The sequence below is a fragment of the Shewanella khirikhana genome, assembly GCF_003957745.1.
Taxonomy (GTDB): domain Bacteria; phylum Pseudomonadota; class Gammaproteobacteria; order Enterobacterales; family Shewanellaceae; genus Shewanella; species Shewanella khirikhana.
Map to the genome: position 1 here is coordinate 1,418,302 of NZ_CP020373.1, position 22,753 is coordinate 1,441,054.

The following is a 22,753-nucleotide window of genomic DNA, read 5'->3' on the forward strand; positions in this document are numbered from 1 at the left end:
GGAAACAGCATGAAACACGCGTTTTACGACACTTTAAACCGCCAGGCAGAGGCGTTGCTGGCAGGGGAAGACGACATGGTCGCTGCCATGGCCAACTTCTCGGCACTTTTAAATGAACATCTGGACAGTCTGAACTGGGTGGGCTTTTATGTGCGCCGGGAACAGGTTCTGGTGCTTGGCCCGTTCCAGGGCAAGGTTGCCTGCACCCGGATCCCCTGGGGTAAAGGCGTATGCGGCACCGCCGCAGCCACCGATACCACCCAGCGCATTGCCGATGTGCATCAGTTTGACGGCCACATTGCCTGTGACTCGGCGTCCAACTCCGAAATCGTGGTACCTGTGCGCCGTAATGGCGAGGTGATTGCCGTGCTGGATATCGACAGTCCAAGCTTTAATCGCTTCGATGAAGCCGATCAAACAGGCCTGGAAGCGCTGGTTCGTACCTTCGAAAAGGCCTTGTTCGGTCAATAAGTCGCCAGTTTTCGCTAAATGCCAGTCGCAATCGCCCAAGCGGTCACTATAATAGGCTGCTTGCGCGTGCGCCTGCGGCAGATACCCGGCGAATGATAAAAATTGTTAACAATGGTTATTAACGCTTTGGCATGCGCCCGGAAGATGCTAATTTGTGTGTTGGCCGATACGGCTGACAATCAAGAATAACCTATGTTCTGCAAGTGCTTGCAAGCAGGACAGACATACCTAGTAACTGTGGAAGTAAAGATGGAATCAACAGAAAAGTTGACCGACACCAACGCGATTCTCGCGTATTTATATGAAACCTTTCCTTTGTGCTTCGTGGCCGAGGGGGAAGCCAAGCCACTGAAGATCGGATTGTTTCAAGATTTGGCTGAAAGGTTGGCTGATGATTCTAAGGTCAGTAAGACTCAGCTGCGAGTGGCCCTGCGTCGCTACACCAGCAGCTGGCGTTACCTGAAGTGCATCAAGGCCGGTGCGGTTCGCGTCGATTTGGACGGCAACCCCTGTGGTGAGCTTGAGCAGGAACATATTGACCACGCACAGGCTACACTGAAAGAAAGTCAGGATAAGGCCAAAGCCAAGCGCGCCGAGCGCAGCAAGGCAGAAGGTGAGACCGCCGACAAGGCACCGCGCAAACCCAAGCGCAAGCCAGACGCTCAGCCACGTCGTGCTGCCAAGCCTGCTGCGAAAGACAAGCCAGGCCGCGGTGCACCCAAGGCGCAACCAGTTGCTGTGAACCTGGTTCCAGCCAAGCTGGAAGAACTTAAAGTGTCACAACGTGTAAATGTAAAACTCGGCCAATCCCCAGTAGCCGGGTCTATCGTGGATATCAACAAAGGAGATGTTCACGTACAGCTGGATTCCGGCTTGACAGTTAAAGTCAGCGCCGATTATATACTGCTGTAATTCATTGAAGTTTAAGGAGTAGCTTGTTGATGCGAAAACTTTCTCTGGCGGTATCCGTTGCCGGGATCCTGATGGGGTCCTCTGCGTGGGCGTTAGCCCCTGCCATTCAAATCGATGAGCTGCCTTCCTTGGTGCAGGAGCCACAACATAAAGTGGCCTCCAAGCGGGTAGCGGATCTCTTTACCCGCTCGCACTATCACAGATTCAGTCTGGATGATGGCTTCTCTGAGCAAATTTTCGATCGCTTCTTAAAGCAACTCGACTATCGCCGCAATGTGCTGACCCAAGCCGATGTGGCTGATTTCGAGAAATATCGTCATCAGTTCGATGACATGCTGAAGTCTGGCGATCTGACGGCGGCCTACGCCATGTTCGATTTGGCGCAGAAACGTCGCTACGAAGGTTTTGCTTACGCTTTGTCTTTGCTCGACAAAGAGATGGACTTCAGCGTACCCGGCGATAAATACGCCTACGATCGCGAAGACGCGCCCTGGGCAAAAGATGAAGCCGAAGTGCATGAGCTGTGGCGTCAGCGGGTTAAATATGATGCGCTGAACCTGAAACTCACCGGCAAAACCTGGCCCGAAATCGTTGAAGTACTGCAAAAGCGCTACAACAACGCCATCAAACGCCTTGGTCAAACCCAGAGTGAAGACGTCTTTCAAAGCGTAATGAATGCGTTTTCCCGCAGCATCGAGCCGCACACCAGCTACCTGTCTCCACGCAACGCCGAGCGTTTTCAAATGGAAATGAACCTAAGCCTCGAAGGCATTGGTGCTGTGCTGCAGATGGACGATGACTATACCGTTATCAAAAGCATGGTGGCCGGTGGCCCGGCTGCCAGCAGCGAAAAACTGTCTCCTGAAGATCGCATCATTGGTGTAGGTCAGGAAGGCGGCGCCGTGGTGGACGTTATCGGTTGGCGCCTTGATGATGTAGTCGACCTTATCAAAGGTCCCAAAGGCAGCAAGGTCACACTGCAAATTCTGCCCAAGAAGGGTGGCTCCAACGCCAAGCCGATGGAAGTGACTCTGGTGCGTGACAAGATCCGCCTGGAAGACCGCGCCGCGACCTCGAAAGTTGTTGAGCCAACCGAAGGCCAGTACGCCAATCGCAAAGTCGGCGTGATCCAAATCCCCGGTTTCTACATGAACCTGTCCCAGGACGTGGCCAAAGAGCTGCAAACCCTGAAAGAGGCCAAGGTAGAAGGGGTGATAATCGACCTGCGTGGCAATGGCGGTGGCGCCCTGACCGAAGCTGTGTTGCTCACGGGTCTCTTTATCGACATGGGCCCTGTGGTGCAGGTTCGCGATGCCAATGGCAAAGTATCCCAGCACAGAGACAACGACGGCAAAGTGACCTACTCAGGTCCACTGACCGTGATGGTCGACCGCTACAGTGCATCAGCGTCTGAAATTTTCGCCGCCGCATTGCAGGATTATCAGCGAGCGCTGATTGTTGGTGAATCCACTTTCGGTAAAGGCACTGTGCAGCAGCACAAGGGGCTGGCCCGCATATACGATCTGTATGAAAAGCCGGTTGGCCATGTGCAGTACACCATTCAGAAGTTCTACCGCATCAATGGCGGCAGTACTCAGCTTAAAGGTGTGACCCCGGATATTCCATTCCCAAGCGCGCTTGAGCCGGGTGAATATGGCGAGGCGGAAGAAGATAACGCACTGCCTTGGGATAAGGTGCCTGTCGCCCAGTACAACACAGTTGCTGAAATTTCATCGCCTCTGGTGGCCGAGCTGGATGCAAGGCATCAGCAGCGCATCAAGAAAGATGTGGAATTCGGGTATATCTATCAGGATATCGAAGAGTACAAGCAGCATCACAAAGAGAAGTCAGTTTCTTTGGTTGAAAGCGAGCGGGTTGCCGAGCGCGAAGCCGACGACAAGAAACAACTGGATCGCACCAACGACCGCAGACTGCGTGCCGGTTTGGACAAGGTCGCCAGCCTCGATGATATCGATAAAGAGCTGGATGCACCGGATCCCTTCTTAGACGAAACAGCCTATATTACGCTGGATCTGGTCGACGCCGGTAAGCTGGCCAAAAACCAGCGCTGAGCGGCAAATATCCAATAAAAACGCGCTTCGGCGCGTTTTTTTTAACAACGACTTGGCGCCATTTCCCTCTGGATTGAGATGGCCATTGCAACCGCTAATTGACGACTTGCAGCGCCCAGCTTTGGGCTAAGCCCGGAATGCAGTGGCCAAATAACACAGGAATTTTTTATGTCAGAACTTCAGGCAAAGCATTTAAAAGACTACCTTGCTCCGGCATTCACTATTGACGAGTTGCAGCTGAATGTTTCCCTTGCGCCTTCCACTACCCGTGTCGTTGCCACCAGTCAGGTCAGACGTTGCCGGGAAGGGGAGCCGCTGCTGCTCGATGGCGAAGGCTTTAAGCTGGTATCGGTGAAAGTAAACGGCCAGGATGCACAGTTTGATGTGCTGCCAGGCCAGCTTAAGCTCGATTCGGTGCCCGATAGCTTTACGTTGGAAATTGAAACCCAGCTCGATCCGGTTGGCAACACCAGCCTTGAAGGTCTGTACATGTCCGACGGCGCTTACTGTACCCAGTGTGAGGCCGAAGGCTTTCGCCGTATTACCTATTTCCTCGACCGCCCGGACGTGCTCGCCAAATATCGGGTGCGTATCGATGCCCCCAAGGCCGGTTTTCCCTACCTGTTGAGTAACGGGAATAAGGTCGAAGCCGGGGAGCTGGATGGCGACCGCCATTATGTGGTCTGGGAAGACCCCTTCCCGAAACCAAGTTACCTGTTTGCCCTGGTGGCCGGTGATTTTGACTTGCTGCAGGACAGCTTTGTGACCCAGAGTGGCCGCAATGTGGCGCTGGAAGTCTTTGTTGATAAAGGTAACCTGCACAAGGCGCATCATGCGATGGCCAGCCTTAAAAAATCCATGGCGTGGGATGAAAGCCGTTTTGGGCTGGAGTACGACCTCGACATCTACATGATAGTTGCAGTCGACTTCTTCAATATGGGCGCCATGGAAAACAAGGGCCTGAACATCTTTAACACCAAGTACGTACTCGCCGATACCGAAAGCGCCACTGACGATGATTTCCACGGCATTGAATCTGTAGTGGGTCACGAATACTTCCACAACTGGACCGGTAACCGCGTGACCTGTCGCGACTGGTTCCAGCTGAGCCTTAAAGAAGGGCTGACCGTGTTTCGCGATCAGGAATTCAGCTCCGACGTGGGCTCCCGTGCGGTGAATCGTATTCAGGCAATTAAGGTCATCAAAAATCAGCAGTTTGCAGAAGATTCAGGCCCAATGGCCCATCCAATTCGTCCGCAAAGCGTGATTGAGATGAATAACTTCTACACGGTAACCGTGTACAACAAGGGTGCCGAAGTTATTCGCATGATGCACACCCTGCTGGGTGAAGCCGGTTTCCAGGCGGGGATGAAGCGCTATTTCGAGCGCCACGATGGTCAGGCGGTGACCTGCGACGACTTTGTTGCGGCTATGGAAGACGCCAGTGGTGTGGATTTAAGCCAGTTCCGTTTGTGGTATAACCAGGCCGGCACCCCCACACTCAAGGTCTCTGACAGCTTTGATGCCGCGAGCGGTGAATATCGTCTGGTGGTTTTGCAGCAATTGCCGCCACAGGCGGGAGACGATGCCAAGCCGATGCATATTCCCTTTGATGTGGAGCTGCTTGGCGACGACGGCACGTCGATTGTCAACAAGGTGCTTGATGTTAAAGCGGCCCACAACGAGTTTGTGTTTGAGGGCTTAAGCGCCAGGCCTGTGCCGTCGTTGCTGCAAAATTTCTCGGCGCCGGTGAAGCTTGAGTATGACTTTACTACCGCGCAGCTTATCAGCCTGATGCGCTACGCAAGCGCTGAAGTTGCCCGCTGGGAAGCCTCGGTAAGCCTTATCAGCCGTGCTATTTGGGACAACGTGAATGCGCTCCTTGATGGCGGTGATATGGCGCTCGATACCCGGGTGGCCGATGCCTTCCGCGCTGTGCTGCTCGATGCTGAGCTTGATACCGAACTTGCCGCAGAAATTCTCAATATCCCGTCAATCAATGCCTTGATTGAGCAGGTGAACAGCGTGAATTTCGATGCGCTGGTTGCCGCCCGTACCTTTGTGCTGGAAGAGTTGTCGGCCAATCTTGAAGATGAGCTGCTGGTGCGTTATCGCGAGCTTCAAAAGCTTGATTCAGCCCCGGCTCGCGCCCTTAAAAATGCCTGCCTTGCGCTGCTTGCCCGCGGCGGTTTGTGTCCGGAAGAAATGGTCGAGTCTCAGTTCAATGACAGCAATAACATGACAGACTCGCTGGCTGCCCTCGGCGCCGCTATGGCTGGGGAACTCGATTGCCTCGACAGTTTGCTTGCACGCTTCGAACAGCGCTGGGTAGATACGCCACTGGTAATGGACAAGTGGTTTATGCTGCAGGCCAGCCGTCAGGACGATGCCGTTCTTGGCCGCATCGATGCTCTGGTGAATCATAAGGCGTTCAGCCTGAATAATCCCAACCGGGTGCGCTCTTTGATTGGCTGTTTTGCTGCCAACAATCCGGTGCAGTTTCACCGTGAAGATGGCGAGGGATATTTGCTGTTGACCCGTTACCTCAAGCAGCTCAATGGGGTGAATCCTCAGGTGGCCGCGCGGATCATCACACCGCTTATTCAGTTTGGAAAGTTCGATGAAGGCCGTAAGCAAAAGATGAAGGCCTGTTTGAACGAATTGTTGGCAATGCCTGAGTTGTCACGGGACTTGTTTGAAAAAGTGTCCCGCGCGCTGGCACATTAATACCGTTCGCCGGACGGTAACTTTGCTGTCCGGCTTTTTGTGGTTTTGGAGTTCAGGTCGTTGGAACTTTTCTTTAAACTTCGCGTTAGCTATGATGATTTTCTGCCCTACTATCAAGGGGCTGCAACCATGGTCGAGGTCAGGGATCTTCAGGGCAGGGTGCTTTGGATCAATGGTCGGCACTTCAGGCCATTTGTTACAAGGGAAGGGGTTAACGGACTCTTTCGGCTCGAGTTGGATAAAAGCGGTAATTTTGTATCGCTGAATAAATTAGAGTAATAACTTTAAACGTTTGATTGATTTGATTTGGCTTATTTACCGATTTTGCAAATTTATAAGCTATTGAAAAAAGCTGACTAATCCTACCAGTTGTCGTTGAATTCGCCGACACGCAAAATAAATTCAAATTTCACCCCTGCGCTCAAGGTCGAAATGACTGCTAAGTGCTCAATTCTTTGGAAAATTTTCTCCGCTCTCGCCTTGCCGTGGCGATGTAATTGCTGTAACAATGGTGTTACCTGTAGGCTAACCAAGTGTTGGTTGCAATACCTATAAAAAAGAATCCAGCAGGTTACGGAGAGAAGCTAACATGAAGATTGTTAAAAAGGGTTTTAACAAGACGGCGCTTGCTTTGGGGGTAGCGTCAGCCCTGAGTATGGGAATACTGCCCAATGCTCAGGCGGTGTCATTTGACTGGGGCGATGTGAAGGGCTCGTTTGACTCTACCTTTACCCTGGGTGCCAGTTGGCGTGTGGATAAGCGCGACTGGAACGACCAAATCGGTAAGGTAAACCACCCCAGATTCGATTGGTCCAATTATTCTGCGTTTGGAAACACCAAGTACACCTCGGCCGAGATTTGGGCTCAGCCTGGTTCGTACTCAAGCAACAACGACTTAAGTAACCTGCTTTATTCTCAGGGCGATACCACGTCCGAAATATTCAAAGGCCTGCACGAACTGTCGCTGAAGTATGAAAACTTCGGTCTGTTTGCCCGTGGTATGTACTTCTACGACCGCAAACTCAATGATGGCAGCTTTGGCTATTCCGACCCTATCACCGGCAAAGAGTTTGATCCCTGCGCCGACAAGCAGGCCAAAGAAGTGCAATGTAAGGATATCCGCCTGCTGGATGCCTTCGTATACGCCAACTTCGATTTCAACGATGGCCAGAACCCACTGTCAATTCGCGTGGGTGATCAGGTGGTGTCCTGGGGTGAAAGTACCCTTATTGCCCACGGTATCGGTGTTATCAACCCGGTTGACCTGAACATCCTCAATGCGCCTGGTGCTGAGCTGAAAGAAGCCTTCCGCCCACAGGGTATGGTATGGGCATCGTTCGGTATTAATGAAAACCTGAGCGTCGAAGCCTTCTATCAATATGATTGGGAACCCATTTGGGTACCGACGCCGGGCTCCATTTTTGCCACCAACGACTTTGCCGGTTACGGCGGTTATCAGCAAAATGCCCAGCTTGGCTTTAACGCCAACCCAGATATCAACCTCGATTTCGTTCAGGCCGAGTACGAGCGTCTGGCACAGATGATCCGCGGCGGCGCGTTTGCCAACGACACTGCAGCCCTGGTTCGCGCGGCCCTGGCTTATCCAACCAAGGTCACTCTGGTGGAAGATGAGGCCGAGGCGAGCGACGATGGTCAGTACGGTGTCAAGCTCAGCTACTATTCACCAGAGCTGGGTGATACCGAGTTTGGTCTTTACTACATGAATTACCACAGCCGCCGTCCGCTTATCAGCGGTACTGCTGCCAACTTTGATGTGGTGCCACTGCTGACCGACATGGCTACAGTGGGCATGAACACCGGTAATATCGATCGCGACCTGCTGCTGGGCCTTGAGAGCTTCTCCAAAGCGCAGATTGTGTATCCGGAAGATATTCAGCTGTATGGCTTTAGCTTTAACACCACAGTGGGCGAAACCTCGGTTGCCGGTGAAATTGCCCACCGTCAGGACGAGCCACTGCAGATTGATGACGTGGAATTGCTGTTTGCCGCCATGCCGCAGCAGCTTGCCAACTCTGACGTTGTTGGTGGCGATTACAGCTACCTCGATGGCCTGTCACAGTACACTTCGTACTTTGGCAAAAACGTCGAGCCAGGTGATTACGCCGAAGGCTTTATCCGTGTGGATACCACCCAGGCGCAGTTCACTCTGACCCACCTGTTCGGCCCAACTTTGGGTACCGATAACCTGACCATGCTGGCGGAAGTGGGCGGCATCTGGATCCACGACATGCCTGAGCACGATGAGCTGCGTCTCAACGGTCCGGGTACTGCTCGCAGTGGTGGCAAAGAAGGTTACGAAGCCATTATTCAAATTCTGCACAATGGCCCTGAAACCAACCCATTCCCAACCGACTTCGCCTGGGGTTACCGTTTGGTGGCCAAGGCCGATTACAACAACCTGTTTGCCGGGATCAACGTGTCGCCACGGGTGATTTGGTCACACGACGTGGACGGTATTACTCCTGATCCACTGTTCCTCTTTACCGAGGGACGCAAGTCGGTGGCCTTTGGCATTAACTTTGATTACCAGAGCCGCTGGGGCGCCGATTTGTCCTACAGCAGCTTCTTCGGTGGGGTAGGTACCACCAACGCCATGAGCGATCGCGACTATGTATCGTTCAATATCAAGTATTCTATCTAAAGGACAATAACAATGAAGAAACTTGCGATATTGTCTGCAGCGGTCATGTTTGCCTTGGGCAGCGGCGCTGCTATGGCGAAAGTCTCCGAGGCCGATGCGGCAAAACTGGGCACCAGTCTGACGCCACTTGGCGGTGAAATGGCTGCCAGTGCCGATGGTTCCATCCCTGCCTGGAATGGTGGCATTACCGCCGCGCCTGCCGGTTACAAGAAGGGCGACCACCATCCAGATCCCTTTGCCGGTGACAAAATCGAATACACAGTGACCAAGGCCAATCTGGAACAGTACAAGAGCCTGTTGACCCCTGGTCAAATCAAGATGTTCGAACTGTATCCCGACACCTTCAAGATGAACGTGTATCAGACCCGCCGCAGCGCCTCTGCGCCGCAGTGGGTTTACGATGCCACCAAGGCCAACGCCAGCCGTGCTGAACTGGTACAGGGCGGTAACGGTGTAATTGGCGCTGCCGTCGGCATTCCGTTCCCAATCCCGCAAAACGGCCTGGAAGCCATCTGGAACCACGTACTGCGTTTTCGCGGCGTGGACATCGAGACCCAGCGTAACCAGGCTGCACCTGCCAAGGGCGGCGGCTATACCTTGGTTGAATTGTCTGAGCAGCTGCGTTTCGAATACTCGCAGCCAGAAATGACCCCTGAAAAGCTTAAAGAAAACAACACTCTTGCGCTTTTCAAACAGGTTGTTACCCAGCCTGCACGTCTGGCCGGTACTGCACTGTTGGTAAAAGAAACTGTGGATCAGGAAGCTCTGCCACGTCAGGCCTGGACCTACAACACCGGTCAGCGCCGTGTACGTAAGGCGCCTAACGTTGCCTTCGATACTCCAGGTACCGTATCCGATGGTCTGCGTACCACCGACGACTACGATATGTTCAACGGCTCACCCAGCCGCTACAACTGGGAACTGGTCGGCAAGAAAGAGATCCTTATTCCGTACAATGACTACAAGTTGCACTCAGATAAGGTGAAATACGATCAGATTTTGACGCCTGGCCATATCAACCCTGATCTGGTTCGCTGGGAAAAGCACCGCGTGTGGGAAGTGAAAGCCACCCTCAAAGAAGGCATGCGTCACATCTACAAGACCCGCGTGTTCTATCTGGATGAGGACTCCTGGCAGGTGTCGGCCACCGATATGTACGACAACCGTGACGAGCTGTATCGCGTTGCTTTTGCCCACGGTCTGAACTACTACGAAGTGCCAACCCACTGGAGTACGCTGGAAGTGTTCCACGACCTGCAATCCCGCCGCTATCTGGCCATAGGTCTGGATAACGAAGGCAGCATGTACAACTTCGACGCCAAGTTGTCTGCCTCCGACTTTACCCCAGACGCGCTGCGCCGCGAGGGTGTGCGTTAATTCCGGTCTACCCGAGACAAGGGGCGCTTCTGGCGCCCCGATTTTTCAGCATTAGGACGTTTTTATGTTGCTGCGAACCCTGTTGCCCCTTTCGCTTCTTTCTCTGGCCATGACCGGTGCTATGGCACAGTCACCTGTTTCCCATCAATTGCAGCCCAATGCCGTCAAGAGCCTGCTGCTGGACATCGGCCGCGCCGGTGATCACATGGTCGCAGTAGGGGAGCGCGGCCACGTGCTTCTGGGCAATGGCAGCTGGCAGCAGGTGGAAACCCCAACCCGCGCACAGCTGACCAAGGTGTTCTTTGTGAACGATAACCTCGGTTGGGCGGTGGGCCACGATGCCACCATTATTCACACCCGCGATGGCGGTAAAACCTGGGAGCTGCAATTTTCTGCTCCCGAGCTTGAGCGTCCCTTTATGGACGTACTCTTTATCAATGAGTCCGAAGGTTTTGCCATTGGCGCCTACGGACTTTTTTATCAAACCCGCGATGGCGGCAAGAGCTGGCAGGATGTGTTTCACGAAGAGCTGCTGTTTGATGAAGACAAAACCTATTTGAATGAGCTGAAAGAAACCGATCCTGACGCCTATGCCATCGAAAAGGCATCATTACTGCCGCATTTTAACCGTTTGATTAAGCTTGAAGATGGCCGGTTACTGATGGTGGGCGAGCTCGGGCTGGTGTCAGTCTCCGACGATGGCGGCGCCAGCTTTAACCGCTTGCCTTTCGATTACGAAGGCTCGATGTTTTCCGCGATGCAAAACGGCGATTCCGTTTATGTGATGGGGCTTCGCGGGCATGTGTTCAGCAGTGGACTGGCTTTGGATGACTGGCAGCAGGAATCTTTGCCGGTGGAGTCCAGCATCAATGGCGGACTTGCCCGCAACGACGGCACCCTCTACTTTGTTGGCAATGCCGGCGTGGTGCTGCAAAAATCCGGCAGTGATATCACGCTGATTGCCCGCCGCCAGGGCGAAAATATTGTCGCCGCCGCCCAGGACAACCAGGGTGAAGTCTGGCTGGTCGGTGCCAAAGGGGTGTTTGCCCTCAGCAGTGCCCTCGGAAAATGATCCGTTTACGCTTTTATAACGATAAAAACAGGACCTAAGCGATGTTGGAAAAACTGGTCAACGGCTTTGAAAGCTTTCTTTTTCGTCACCGTGGCTGGGTGATAAGCCTTTTTGTGCTGCTGACGGCCTTCCTTGGCTATCAGGCAAGCCAGCTGAAAATGGATGCGGCTTTCGTTAAGAACATTCCGCTCAACCACAGTTACATGCAAACCTACCTCAAGCACCAGAAGGATTTTGGCGGCGCCAACTCCATCATGGTGGCGGTGGAAGACACCAGCGGCAATATCTTCAATCCGGTGTTTTTTGATGCCCTGAAGAATGTGCACGATCAGCTGTTCTTTATCCCCGGAGTCGACCGCTCGCAGGTGAAATCACTGTTTTCGCCGTCAACCCGCTTTACCGAAGTGGTAGAAGACGGCTTTGCCGGCGGCCCGGTGATCCCCGCCGATTACGTGAACGATACGATGGGCCTTGCGGTGGTGCGCGACAATATCGAAAAAGCCGGTATTGTCGGGCGGCTGATTGCCGAAGATTACAGTGCTGCCATGGTGTCGGCGCAGCTGATGGACTTTGACCCGCAAACCGGCGAGCCGCTGGATACCATAGCGCTTGCGGCCAAGCTTGAGAGTGAGCTCAGGGGCAAGTTTGAAACTGATACCATCAAGGTGCATATCATAGGTTTTGCCAAAATGGCCGGTGATGTGGCCGATGGCGCCAAAGGTGTGGTGCTGTTTTTCCTGATTGCCATCGCCATTACCGCGGTGATGGTGTTCCTGTTCAGCCGCTCAGTTGTGCTCACCTTGCTGCCGCTGGCGTGCAGTTTGATGGCGGTGGTATGGCAGCTTGGCTTGCTGACCGTTGTCGGCTTCGGGCTTGACCCCATGTCGATTCTGGTGCCGTTTTTGGTGTTTGCCATCGGCGTAAGCCACGGGGTGCAGATCATCAATGCGGTGCGCCAACGGGTGCTCGATGGCCAGCAAACCAAGGCCGCGGCCGCATCGGCGTTTCGCAGCCTGCTGGTGCCAGGTGGCGTGGCGCTGCTGTCTGATACTGTCGGTTTTATTACTCTGCTTGCCATTGATATCGGCATCATCCGCGAGCTGGCGATTTCGGCGTCGCTGGGTGTGGCAGTGATTATCTTTACCAACCTGATCTTGCTGCCGGTGGTGATTTCCTTCTTTGATATCAAAGCCAAGGAAGACAGTGGTCGTGCCGAGCGAGCCAAGGCGTTCTGGCAGCCATTCTCGCGCTTTGCCGATATCCGTGTTGCCGTAGTGGTACTGCTTGCCACTGCCGGGGTGTACATGCTGGGGCTTAAAGGCGCCAGTGAGATGAAGATTGGTGACTTGCAGGGCGGGGCGCCGGCACTCCATGCCGATAGCCGTTACAATCAGGACACCTTCTTTATCACCGACCATTTCAGTATCACCACCGACGTGATGACCATCATCACCGAGGCCTATCCCGAAGCCTGTACTTACCACGATGCCCTTGAGCGCATCGGTGAGTTTGAATGGCAGGTGGGTAATACCCCGGGGGTTGAGTCCACCGCCAGCCTGGCGTCCATTGCCCGCAAGGTTAACGCCGGTTTTAACGAAGGCAATCCCAAGTGGGAAGTGCTGCCGCGCAACACGTCAAGCCTGGTGCAGGCAGTGGGGCAAATTCCAACCACGTCGGGGCTTTTGAACGGCGACTGCTCTGTGATGCCTGTGTATCTGTTTCTTAAAGATCACAAGGCCGAAACCATCGAAGCGGTTGTTGCCAAGGTGAAGGCGGTGTCGGCTGAGCTGGATACCGATAAAATCCAGTTTAAGCTGGCCTCAGGCCCGGTGGGCGTGATGGCGGCCACCAACGAAGCGGTGGCCGAGGCGCAAACGCCGATGATGCTGTATGTCTATGGCGCCGTGTTTGTGCTGTGTCTTATCAGCTTCCGCTCCATTCGCGCCACCATTGCGGTAATTTTGCCGCTGTATGTGGTTTCTACCCTGGCGCAGGCCTTGATGACCAAGCTGGAAATTGGGCTGGCGGTCAGTACCTTGCCGGTGATTGCCCTCGGCGTGGGGATTGGTGTGGACTATGGCATTTATATTCTGTCTACCATGGCGGTAAAACTGCGTGATGGCATGGCAGTACAGCAGGCCTATCTGGAGGCATTGCAGGAGCGGGGCAGTGCGGTGATCTTCACTGGTCTGACCCTGGCGATTGGGGTGAGTACCTGGTTCTTCTCGGCACTTAAATTCCAGATGGATATGGGAATTTTGCTGACTTTCATGTTCCTGGTAAATATGCTCGGGGCCATTATTATTCTGCCGGCGCTGACGGCATTGTTCTGGCCCAAGCGCCGATAAACCGTGAATTTGGGGAGCTTTGCTCCCCAATTGTTTTAAACAGCAGACTGCATAGTTACTCTTTTGATGTGAATCCTTGTTCTTAACATTCCGTTAAAGTCCCGCCATTACTGGATTTCCACAGGATCTACCACTAAAATTTTCCTCGAAAATCGCATGGTTTAGTAATAAACTGCGCGCCATGACCTTGGTCACAATTTTTCGCCCGGGGTCATACGTCGGAAGCATCCATAAAATGAATAAAGCGCTGCCATAGACGCTTAAGGAAACAGCAACATGGCCTTGAAAGATGCAATGCCTTCAGTACTGCTCGAAAACGTAGTCAGTTTGATCCATTCCAAAGTCCCCAATTCACAAGCAAAACAAGTCGAACAGTTTGCCTCCTGTCTCTATGCCCACATGTCGAAAGACGACCTCCACGCCCGCACCGACAGCGACCTCTACGGTGCCGTGCTGAGTCTGTGGAATGCCCTTGGCAAGACCAACACCGGCGAAAGCCATGTTCGCGTGTACAACCCGACTCAGTCCAAACACGGTTGGCAGTCGTCACACACCATCATTGAAGTGATCCAGACCGATATGCCATTTTTGACCGACTCCCTCGGTATGGCGCTGAATCGTCTGGGTGTTACCACTCACATGATGCTGCACACGCCACTGGCGATTGGTCGCAGCGACAAAGGCATCGACAGCGTTGGCTTTGTTAAAGACAGCCCGGATGATGCCGACAAGGTTGCCGTATTCCTGATTGAAATTGACCGTCAGAGCTCTGAGGCCGATTTGAAAACCCTGCTGGGTGAAATCCAGTCGGTGCTGTCTGATGTAAGCGCTGCGGTGAACGATTGGCAAACCATGTCTGCCAAACTGCGCTCAACCATCGAAGAGCTGCCAAAGCGTCCATTCCCGGGTACCAAGGAAGAGCTTGATGAAGCGGTCGCCTTCCTGACCTATCTGAATAACCACCACTTCACGCTGCTTGGCTATCGTCAATACGACCTTAAGCGCGTGGAAGGTGACATGGAGCTGGTGCCAAACCTCGAATCGGGCTTAGGTCTGATGAACCGCCCTGGCAAGCACAAGGTCGAAGGCCTGATGCTCTCCACCCTGTCAGACAACGCCCGTAAAGAAGCTCTGGACGACTCGCTGCTGATCCTGACCAAGAGCAGCACCAAGAGCCGCGTGCACCGTCCGGCCTATGTCGACTACATCGGCATCAAGCGCTTCGACAAGAAGGGTAATGTGGTCGGTGAAGACAGATTCATCGGTCTGTACGCCTCAAACCTGTACAACCGCAGCCCACGTGAAATCCCGCTGCTGGCGCAGAAGGTGCAGCGCGTGCTGGATAACTCCGGCCTGGTGCCCAAGTCGCACGACTATAAGGCGCTGGTCAACATTCTTGAAAACCTGCCGCGGGACGAAATCATCCAGGCGAGCGAGCAAGAGCTGGCCCACGTGGCCCATGGCGTGCTCGAAATGCAGGATCGCGACAAGCTCAAGCTGTTTGTTCGCAAAGACGGTTTTGGCCGCTTCCTGTCCTGTCTCGTATATGTCTCCAAAGACAGATACAACACCAAGCTGCGTCAGGACACGCAGCGCATTCTGGCGCAGCACTTCCAGAGCAAGGAAGAAGTGGAATTTACCACTTACTTCTCTGAGTCCATTCTGGCCAGAACCCACTACATAGTGAAAGTTGATAACAATAATATGGATGTAGATGTGGCCGCCATTGAAAACAACCTGATTGAAGCCGCCCGCAGCTGGGAAGACAAGCTGTATACCTCGCTGAACCATTCCATGGGCGAAGAGCAGGGTAATCGCTTGTCCAAGCGTTACCTGACCGCGTTCTCACGTTCTTACAAAGAAGACGTGTTGCCAAACGCCGCTGTCGTGGATATTCAGCAGCTCGAGGCCCTGGATGAAGAGCACAAGCTTGGCATGCTGTTCTATCAGCCACAGGAAGCGGCCATCAACAGCAACAAGGTACGCCTGAAGCTGTTCCACAAAGACGAGCCAATCCACCTGTCGGACGTACTGCCGATGCTGGAAAACTTCGGTCTGCGGGTGATTAACGAGCGTCCATATGAAGTGAAAACGCCAGACGGCGCCACCTTCTGGATCCTCGACTTCCTGATGATGGTGACCGGTGGCAACACCGAAAACCTAGCCGACAGTCAGGACAGATTCCAGACGGCACTGGCCCAGGTGTGGAACAAGAAGCTGGAAGATGACGGCTTTAACCGTTTGGTACTGTCTACCGGTCTGGCCGGCCGCGAAGTGTCTATCCTGCGCGCCTACGCCAAGTACATGCGTCAGATTGATGCCACCTTCAGCCAGGCGTATATCGAGCAAACCTTTGCCCGTTATCCTGAAATTGCCGATTTGCTGGTGAAAATGTTCATCCGCAAGTTCAATCCAAAACTGAAGACCCGTACCCTGACCAAATTCCAGGAGCAACTGAACCTGCGTCTGGAAGATGTAGCCAGCCTGGATGATGACCGCATTATCCGCCGCTATCTGGATCTGATTAACGCCACTGTGCGGACCAACTTCTATCAGACCAACGCCGCAGGCGAGGGCAAGGATTACATCTCCTTCAAGTACATCCCACGGATGATCCCTGAGATGCCAAAGCCGCTGCCGGCCTTTGAAATCTTCGTCTACAGCCCACGGGTTGAAGGCGTGCACCTGCGTGGTGGCAAGGTTGCCCGTGGTGGTCTGCGTTGGTCCGACCGCCGTGAAGACTTCCGTACCGAAGTTCTGGGTCTGGTAAAAGCCCAGAACGTGAAGAACACCGTGATTGTGCCTGTGGGCGCCAAGGGTGGCTTCGTGTGCAAGCAGCCTCCAATGGATGGCAGCCGTGAAGCCTTCTTCAACGAAGGTCAGGAATGCTACCGCATCTTTATCCGCGGTCTGTTGGATGTGACCGACAACATCATCAACGGCGAAATCGTACCGCCGGTGGATGTAGTGCGTCACGATGAAGACGATGCTTACCTGGTAGTGGCCGCCGACAAAGGCACCGCCACCTTCTCAGACATCGCCAACGCCATCTCTATTGAGTACAACCACTGGCTGGGTGATGCGTTCGCATCAGGCGGTTCAAACGGTTACGACCACAAGAAGATGGGTATCACCGCCAAAGGTGGTTGGGAATCAGTTAAGCGTCACTTCCGTGAAATCGGTATCGACTGCCAGACCACCGACTTTACCTGTCTGGGTATCGGTGACATGGCCGGTGACGTATTCGGTAACGGCATGCTGCTGTCTGAGCACACCTGTCTGGTGGCTGCATTCAACCACATGCACATCTTTATCGACCCAACGCCGGATGCCGCTGCGACCTTCAAAGAGCGCCAGCGTCTGTTCGATTTGCCACGCTCCAGCTGGGATGATTACAACCGTGAACTCATCTCCAAGGGCGGTGGTATCTTCTTGCGCAGTGCCAAGTCCATCACCCTGAGCCCTGAAATGCAGGCGATGCTGGGTACTGACAAGACGGCCATGAACCCAACAGAGCTCATCAAAGAGCTGCTGAAGATGGAAGTGGACCTGATTTGGAACGGCGGTATCGGTACTTACATCAAGTCTTCCCGCGAAACCAACGCCGAAGTAGGCGATCGTGCCAACGACGGTCTGCGTGTGAATGGCGGCGATGTGCGCGCCAAGATCATCGGTGAAGGTGGTAACCTGGGTTGTACCCAGCTGGGTCGTATCGAGTACGCCATGAACGGCGGCCGTATGAACACCGACTTCGTGGATAACGTAGGTGGTGTGGACTGCTCTGACAACGAAGTGAACATCAAGATTTTGCTGAACGCCATGGTGGCCGAAGGCGAAATGACCCTCAAGCAGCGTAACCGTCTGCTCGAGGAGATGACCGATGAAGTGAGCGAAATTGTTCTGCAGGACTGTAAAGATCAGACCCGCACCATCTCTGTGACTCAGGTTCGTGGCGCCGAGCAGCTCAAAGAGCAAATTCGCTTTATCCATTACCTGGAAAAAGAAGGCAAACTCGATCGCGCGCTGGAATTCCTGCCGACCGACGATGAACTGGCCGAGCGTCTGGCTGCCGGTAAACCGCTGACTCGCCCAGAGCTGTCAGTACTGGTTGCCTACGCCAAGATGGTGCTGAAAGAGCAACTGGTTACCGCTGAAATCACCGAAGACAGCTTCCTGTCCAAACTGCTGGTGAGCTACTTCCCGCAGAAACTGCAGGAACTCTATGCCGACAAGATGACCAGCCACCCACTGCGCGGTGAAATTATCGCGACATCACTGGCCAACGAGCTGGTGAACGACATGGGTCTGAACTTCGTACAGCGTATGCAGGATGAGACTGGTGCCACAGTGGCCGAAGTTGCCATTTGCTACACTATGGCTCGCGAAGTCTTTGGTTTGGCTCAGCTTACCATGGCTATCAGCGCGCAGAATGGCGTGGTGCCTGCCGTGGTTCAACTGGAAATGCTGCATCAGTTGCGTCGTAACGTGCGCCGTGCCTGTCGCTGGTTCCTGCGTCACAGAAACCGCAACAACAGCATCGAGCAGACAGTTGCCTTCTTCAAGCCTGTGTTCGACGAACTCAAGGCCAACGTTCACCAGTACATGGTGGCTGAAGAAGTGGAAGCCATCAGCGCCGAAGTAAGGGCGTTGGAGAAAGAGCTGGTAGACAGCGATGTAGCCAAGGTTGTGGCCAACATGAGCACCCTGTTCTCGGCGCTGGACATTGCCCAGATAGCTCAGAACGAAAACAAGCCGGTAGCCCTGGTTGCCGAGACTTACTTCAAGCTGGGTGCCAAGGTTGAACTGCACTGGTTCCTCGAGCAGATCAGTGCCCAACCTGTGGCCAACCACTGGCAGGCTCTGGCCCGTGCCGCCTTCCGCGAAGAGCTGGATTGGCAGCAGCGCGCCCTGAGTTCTGTGGTATTGCGTACCTGCAGTGAAACCTGCAGCGCCGATGCCATCATCGAAGGCTGGATCGATGTTAACCGGGTACTGCTGGAGCGCTGGTTCCACATGCTGGCTGACTTCAAGACAACGCAAAGCCATGAATTTGCCAAGTTCTCGGTGGCTCTGCGTGAGCTCAACCTACTGATCCTCCACTGCGAAGGTCACCAGTAAGCTCATAGCACCCAATCAAGCCCTGGCAGTTGCCGGGGCTTTTTTTGGCTAAAAACACAGTGCTGCTGTAAACTGTGCGCCTTACCCTGCAGGCAGCCTGGCCTCATGACCAACAAACATTAAAATCCAAGGAGATCCAATGTTTTACAAAATCGCGCAGTCAGTCATGTTCCAAATGGATCCTGAGCGAGCCCACAATCTGGCCATAGGCAGCCTCAAACGTACCGCCAATACGCCCCTGACCGCGTTTTACGCCCAGTCTATCGCCAGCAAGCCTGTGACTTGCATGGGGATCACCTTTCCAAACCCTGTCGGTCTGGCCGCCGGTTTGGACAAAGACGGCGAGGCCATTGATGCCTTCCACGCCATGGGTTTTGGTCATGTTGAAGTGGGTACCGTGACTCCACGTCCACAGCCTGGTAATGACCTGCCGCGCCTGTTTCGCCTGAAGCCAGCCAAAGGCATCATCAACCGCATGGGTTTCAATAACAAAGGTGTCGACAACCTGGTGGCCAATCTCAAGGCCAAGAAAACCGATATCCTGGTTGGGGTGAACATTGGGAAAAATAAAGATACCCCGGTAGAGGAGGGTAAAAACGATTACCTGATCTGCATGGAAAAGGTGTATGCCTATGCAGCATATATTGCGGTAAATATTTCATCGCCAAATACCCCCGGTCTGCGTACCTTGCAGTATGGCGATCTGCTGGACGATCTGCTCTCATCCCTTAAAGCAAAGCAAACAGAGCTGGCAGAAAAGCACGGCAAATATGTGCCAATCGCCCTGAAAATTGCCCCGGATCTGACCGAAGAAGAAATCGCCAGTATTGCGGCATCACTTATCAAAAATAAATTTGATGCGGCCATTGCCACCAACACAACCTTAAGTCGCGATGGGGTAAGTGGTCTTGCCAATGCCAATGAAACCGGTGGTCTTTCCGGTAAACCTTTGACTGAATTATCAACCAAGGTGATCAAACAACTCGCCACTGAATTAAAAGGTGCGATCCCGATCATCGGTGTAGGTGGGATCAATTCAGCCCAGGATGCACTGGCTAAATTTGATGCAGGTGCAACCCTGGTGCAAATATATTCGGGCTTTATTTATCAAGGGCCAAAATTAATAAAAGATATAGTCGCGAGTTACAGCGCAAAATAACAACAAAAGGATCGCGAAAGCGATCCTTTTTTCTTCAGGCCGATCCGAAACGATCGTTTTATGATCTGATTGATCTCTCTAACGTGTTGTTAACTAAGTCATATCGCAGGAAAAAGTTTTTGATATTGCGTAAATAATCATCTATGATGCGCTTGATAAACTAATTTGCAGGTATACGTTATGTTATTAATGCCACAAACGGATTGGCAATGGAGATATAACGATGCTTACGGTGTCTTAAGCGTTTCGTTAGGTTCGGAAATGGAATTTCTGACTCCTTACAAAGCCAAGCTCCTTATTCCGGATGCATTGGGTGATATGGAATTTAGCGTCGAGCACGCCAAGTTCTATATAGACCTGCTCGACCGTGTGCAAAAACGCCTGAAAATTACCGATGCCGCCGCTGTACAAATTACACTCAATGCAACGGCCGCCCATTTTATGCTCAAGCCTCAAATGCCCAAATCCTGGTTTTTCGAAGCCAGTGATATTTGTGTTTTCGCCGATATGGGTAAGGTATTTGAACTTAAATGTCATGGCGAACGTCATTTGGTGATGGTCGTTGAAAATGGTTTGCAGGCCGCACTGGTCATGTTGCTGGGTAAAGAATGTGATTTGGGTGACGGTAAGCGTCTCGGCCAATTTGAAACCATCAAGGTAATGCATAACCGACTGCACGAGCCTCGCATTAATCGCCAAACTGTTGCGGCCTGATTAAGCTTTATCCGATGGGATAAAAAACGCTTGGTAGTATATATATACTAAAGGACGCCATTGGCGTCCTTTTACTTTTCTGCTGTTTTTGTCAGTCACTCTCAAGCACATGCCAGCTAAACAAATGACCTTTGTCACTGGCATGGTGTTATCGCGCTCGCCATAATAGGCCAAGACCAAGAGAAGGGGGCTGTTATGAATGTGGGCATGTTGGCGTTACTTATCCCGATTATCGCGGTAACCGGTGGGTTTATCCTGCAATTTATGCGGCTGCGGGAGCGGCACCAACGTCTCGGCAGTGAGCAAAGGGCCGAGTTTGAGGCGTTGCAGGGTGAAATCCGTGAACTCAAAGAGCGGATCCAGGTATTGGAAACCATAGTCACCGATGAAGGTTTCGATGTAGGGCGGCAAATCAATCGAATGAAGGGCCAGCAATAACATGATTGTCTGCTACGCAGAGGGGTTAAGCGGCTGAATGCAACTTGAACGTATGGGGCGGGCGCAGGCAAGAGTCCGTCAGGGGCTGGATCATCGTGATGGTGAACAGGTGACCTTTCTTGACGTAAAACAGTATTTTGGGCTCGGGCATGTGCGGGTAGGCCGCTGGGTCAGCAGCAGTGAGTCGCTGATAGCGGCCAACATGGTGTTTGACGCGCTGGCTGATTTGGCCCTGGTTTTGGGGCTGCCGCCAAAAGCACTGGGGCTCAGGGAGAAGCTGAACCTTGCCTTTGGCCACGGCGGTCAGCAAGGGGTTATGGCTCATTATTCGCCTTCCGAGCGTACCCTGGCGCTCGCCAAACATGCTGGTGCTGGCGCGCTGGCCCATGAATTCTGGCATGCGTTCGATCACTACATTGGCGATGTTGCCATGGATGTCGGCAGGGAAATCGGCCGCCGCAACAGCAGCAGATTTGCCAGTGAACTTTGGCTTCAGGATGTGCCGCTGCTGTGCCATCCGCTTAATGACAGACTGGATGCGCTGTTTCAGTGCGTGCTGTTAAGCCCGGATGGCGAGCAGCCAAGTGACTATGTGCGCCGTGCTATTCAGTTGGATAAATCCTTTGGCAGGCTTTATTTTTCCCATCCGTCTGAGCTGATGGCGCGTGCGTTTGAGGCCGCCATTGAGACCCATGCCCTGTTCGAAGATGTCGATTTACAAAGTGGTGAAATCAGCCTGAAGTGGCTTATCAATCCCTATTTGGTAACAGGCACCCAGGACTTAACCGCCGTCAATGGCGCTACCAGTCGCCAATGGGGCGTAATGCCAACCGGGGCGTTTCCGAAACCTTCACACCGCGACGCCATTATGGGGCACATTCAGCAATATTTTGGGCTGCTTGGCAAAGCCCTTGAGAAATACCAACAAGGAGAAACATGATGCAAGTGGTGATCACCGGTGCCAATCGCGGCATAGGTCTTGCGCTGACCAAACTCTATTCAGCGGCCGGCTGCGACGTTGCGGCCTGCTGCCGAAACCCCGATGATGCAAATGCGTTGCATGCCTTGATGGACAGCCACGAAGGGCTGGAACTCTTTGAGCTGGACGTAAGTTCGAGTGATGCGATTGCCTCTCTGGGAGAGGCGCTTCATGGGCGACCAATTCATCGATTAATCAATAACGCCGGTTATTACGGTCCCCGCGGCGTGATGCTCGGCAATACCCCGGAAGATGAGTGGCAACAGCTGTTCGCTATCAACTGCATAGGTCCGCTTAAGCTGGTGGAAGCCCTGACCGAAGGCCTGTGTCAGGGGCAGGGCATTATTGCCAATTTGACCTCTAAAATGGGCAGTATGGCCGACAACGGCAGCGGCGGTGCCTACCTGTACCGCTCCGCCAAAGCGGCGCAAAACGCGGTGACCAAATCTCTGGCAATTGATTTGGCTCCCTTTAACGTTAAAGCGGTGGCACTGCATCCCGGCTGGGTACAAACCGACATGGGTGGCCCCGGCGCCCTGATTGACACAGACACCTCGGCGCAAGGCTTATATCGGGTTATCGAAGGTTTGAGCACCGCCCAAAGCGGTGGCTTTTTCGACTATCAGGGAAATACAATCCCTTGGTAATCTTGCCATCTTATTGATGTTAATCAGATTCCTTTATTGAGTCTCGCGGCAAGCTAT

At 53.3% G+C, this 22,753-nt stretch carries 15 protein-coding genes; all 15 read left to right on the forward strand.

Going from position 1 to position 22,753, the window contains the following annotated elements; genetic code table 11:
- Positions 1-9 precede the first annotated feature (9 nt).
- The 15 genes from STH12_RS06155 to STH12_RS06225 all read left to right on the forward strand — a co-directional run bounded on the left by STH12_RS06155 (position 10) and on the right by STH12_RS06225 (position 22,696).
- Entirely contained in the window at positions 10-471 is a 462-nt protein-coding gene (locus STH12_RS06155) for a GAF domain-containing protein (RefSeq protein ID WP_126166745.1), read from the forward strand.
- Between the two features lie 249 nt (positions 472-720).
- Entirely contained in the window at positions 721-1,383 is a 663-nt protein-coding gene (proQ, locus tag STH12_RS06160; protein WP_126166746.1) for an RNA chaperone ProQ, read from the forward strand.
- A gap of 29 nt (positions 1,384-1,412) precedes the next feature.
- Positions 1,413-3,455 carry a carboxy terminal-processing peptidase gene (prc, locus tag STH12_RS06165; RefSeq protein ID WP_164551151.1) on the forward strand — a complete coding sequence of 681 codons (2,043 nt, stop codon included), beginning with the start codon at positions 1,413-1,415 and terminating at the stop codon, positions 3,453-3,455.
- Between the two features lie 168 nt (positions 3,456-3,623).
- Positions 3,624-6,182 (forward strand): aminopeptidase N, encoded by a 2,559-nt coding sequence (gene pepN / locus STH12_RS06170; protein ID WP_126166748.1) that lies wholly within the window; start codon positions 3,624-3,626, stop codon positions 6,180-6,182.
- Between the two features lie 60 nt (positions 6,183-6,242).
- Complete coding sequence (locus STH12_RS06175) at positions 6,243-6,461, forward strand: DUF2835 domain-containing protein (RefSeq protein WP_126166749.1); 219 nt, start codon at positions 6,243-6,245, stop codon at positions 6,459-6,461.
- Positions 6,462-6,771: 310 nt separating this feature from the next.
- The gene (locus STH12_RS06180; RefSeq protein WP_126166750.1) at positions 6,772-8,844 is read left to right on the forward strand and encodes a DUF1302 domain-containing protein; all 2,073 of its coding nucleotides are present in this window, start codon (positions 6,772-6,774) and stop codon (positions 8,842-8,844) included.
- Positions 8,845-8,856: 12 nt separating this feature from the next.
- Entirely contained in the window at positions 8,857-10,221 is a 1,365-nt protein-coding gene (locus STH12_RS06185; RefSeq protein WP_126166751.1) for a DUF1329 domain-containing protein, read from the forward strand.
- 64 nt (positions 10,222-10,285) lie between these two features.
- On the forward strand, positions 10,286-11,293 hold the full coding sequence (locus STH12_RS06190; RefSeq protein ID WP_126166752.1) for a WD40/YVTN/BNR-like repeat-containing protein: 1,008 nt from the start codon (positions 10,286-10,288) through the stop codon (positions 11,291-11,293).
- A gap of 41 nt (positions 11,294-11,334) precedes the next feature.
- Positions 11,335-13,641 carry an efflux RND transporter permease subunit gene (locus STH12_RS06195; RefSeq protein ID WP_126166753.1) on the forward strand — a complete coding sequence of 769 codons (2,307 nt, stop codon included), beginning with the start codon at positions 11,335-11,337 and terminating at the stop codon, positions 13,639-13,641.
- A 276-nt stretch (positions 13,642-13,917) separates the two neighbouring features.
- The gene (locus STH12_RS06200; RefSeq protein WP_126166754.1) at positions 13,918-18,759 is read left to right on the forward strand and encodes an NAD-glutamate dehydrogenase; all 4,842 of its coding nucleotides are present in this window, start codon (positions 13,918-13,920) and stop codon (positions 18,757-18,759) included.
- Positions 18,760-18,898: 139 nt separating this feature from the next.
- The gene (gene pyrD, locus STH12_RS06205; protein WP_126166755.1) at positions 18,899-19,918 is read left to right on the forward strand and encodes a quinone-dependent dihydroorotate dehydrogenase; all 1,020 of its coding nucleotides are present in this window, start codon (positions 18,899-18,901) and stop codon (positions 19,916-19,918) included.
- Positions 19,919-20,098: 180 nt separating this feature from the next.
- Positions 20,099-20,632 carry a cell division protein ZapC gene (locus tag STH12_RS06210; protein ID WP_126166756.1) on the forward strand — a complete coding sequence of 178 codons (534 nt, stop codon included), beginning with the start codon at positions 20,099-20,101 and terminating at the stop codon, positions 20,630-20,632.
- 195 nt (positions 20,633-20,827) lie between these two features.
- Positions 20,828-21,070 (forward strand): hypothetical protein, encoded by a 243-nt coding sequence (locus STH12_RS06215; RefSeq protein ID WP_126166757.1) that lies wholly within the window; start codon positions 20,828-20,830, stop codon positions 21,068-21,070.
- 52 nt (positions 21,071-21,122) lie between these two features.
- Complete coding sequence (locus STH12_RS06220; RefSeq protein WP_418856605.1) at positions 21,123-22,010, forward strand: CLCA_X family protein; 888 nt, start codon at positions 21,123-21,125, stop codon at positions 22,008-22,010.
- Positions 22,007-22,696 (forward strand): SDR family oxidoreductase, encoded by a 690-nt coding sequence (locus STH12_RS06225; protein WP_126166759.1) that lies wholly within the window; start codon positions 22,007-22,009, stop codon positions 22,694-22,696. Before STH12_RS06220 ends, STH12_RS06225 begins: the two co-directional genes overlap by 4 nt.
- Positions 22,697-22,753: the final 57 nt, after the last annotated feature.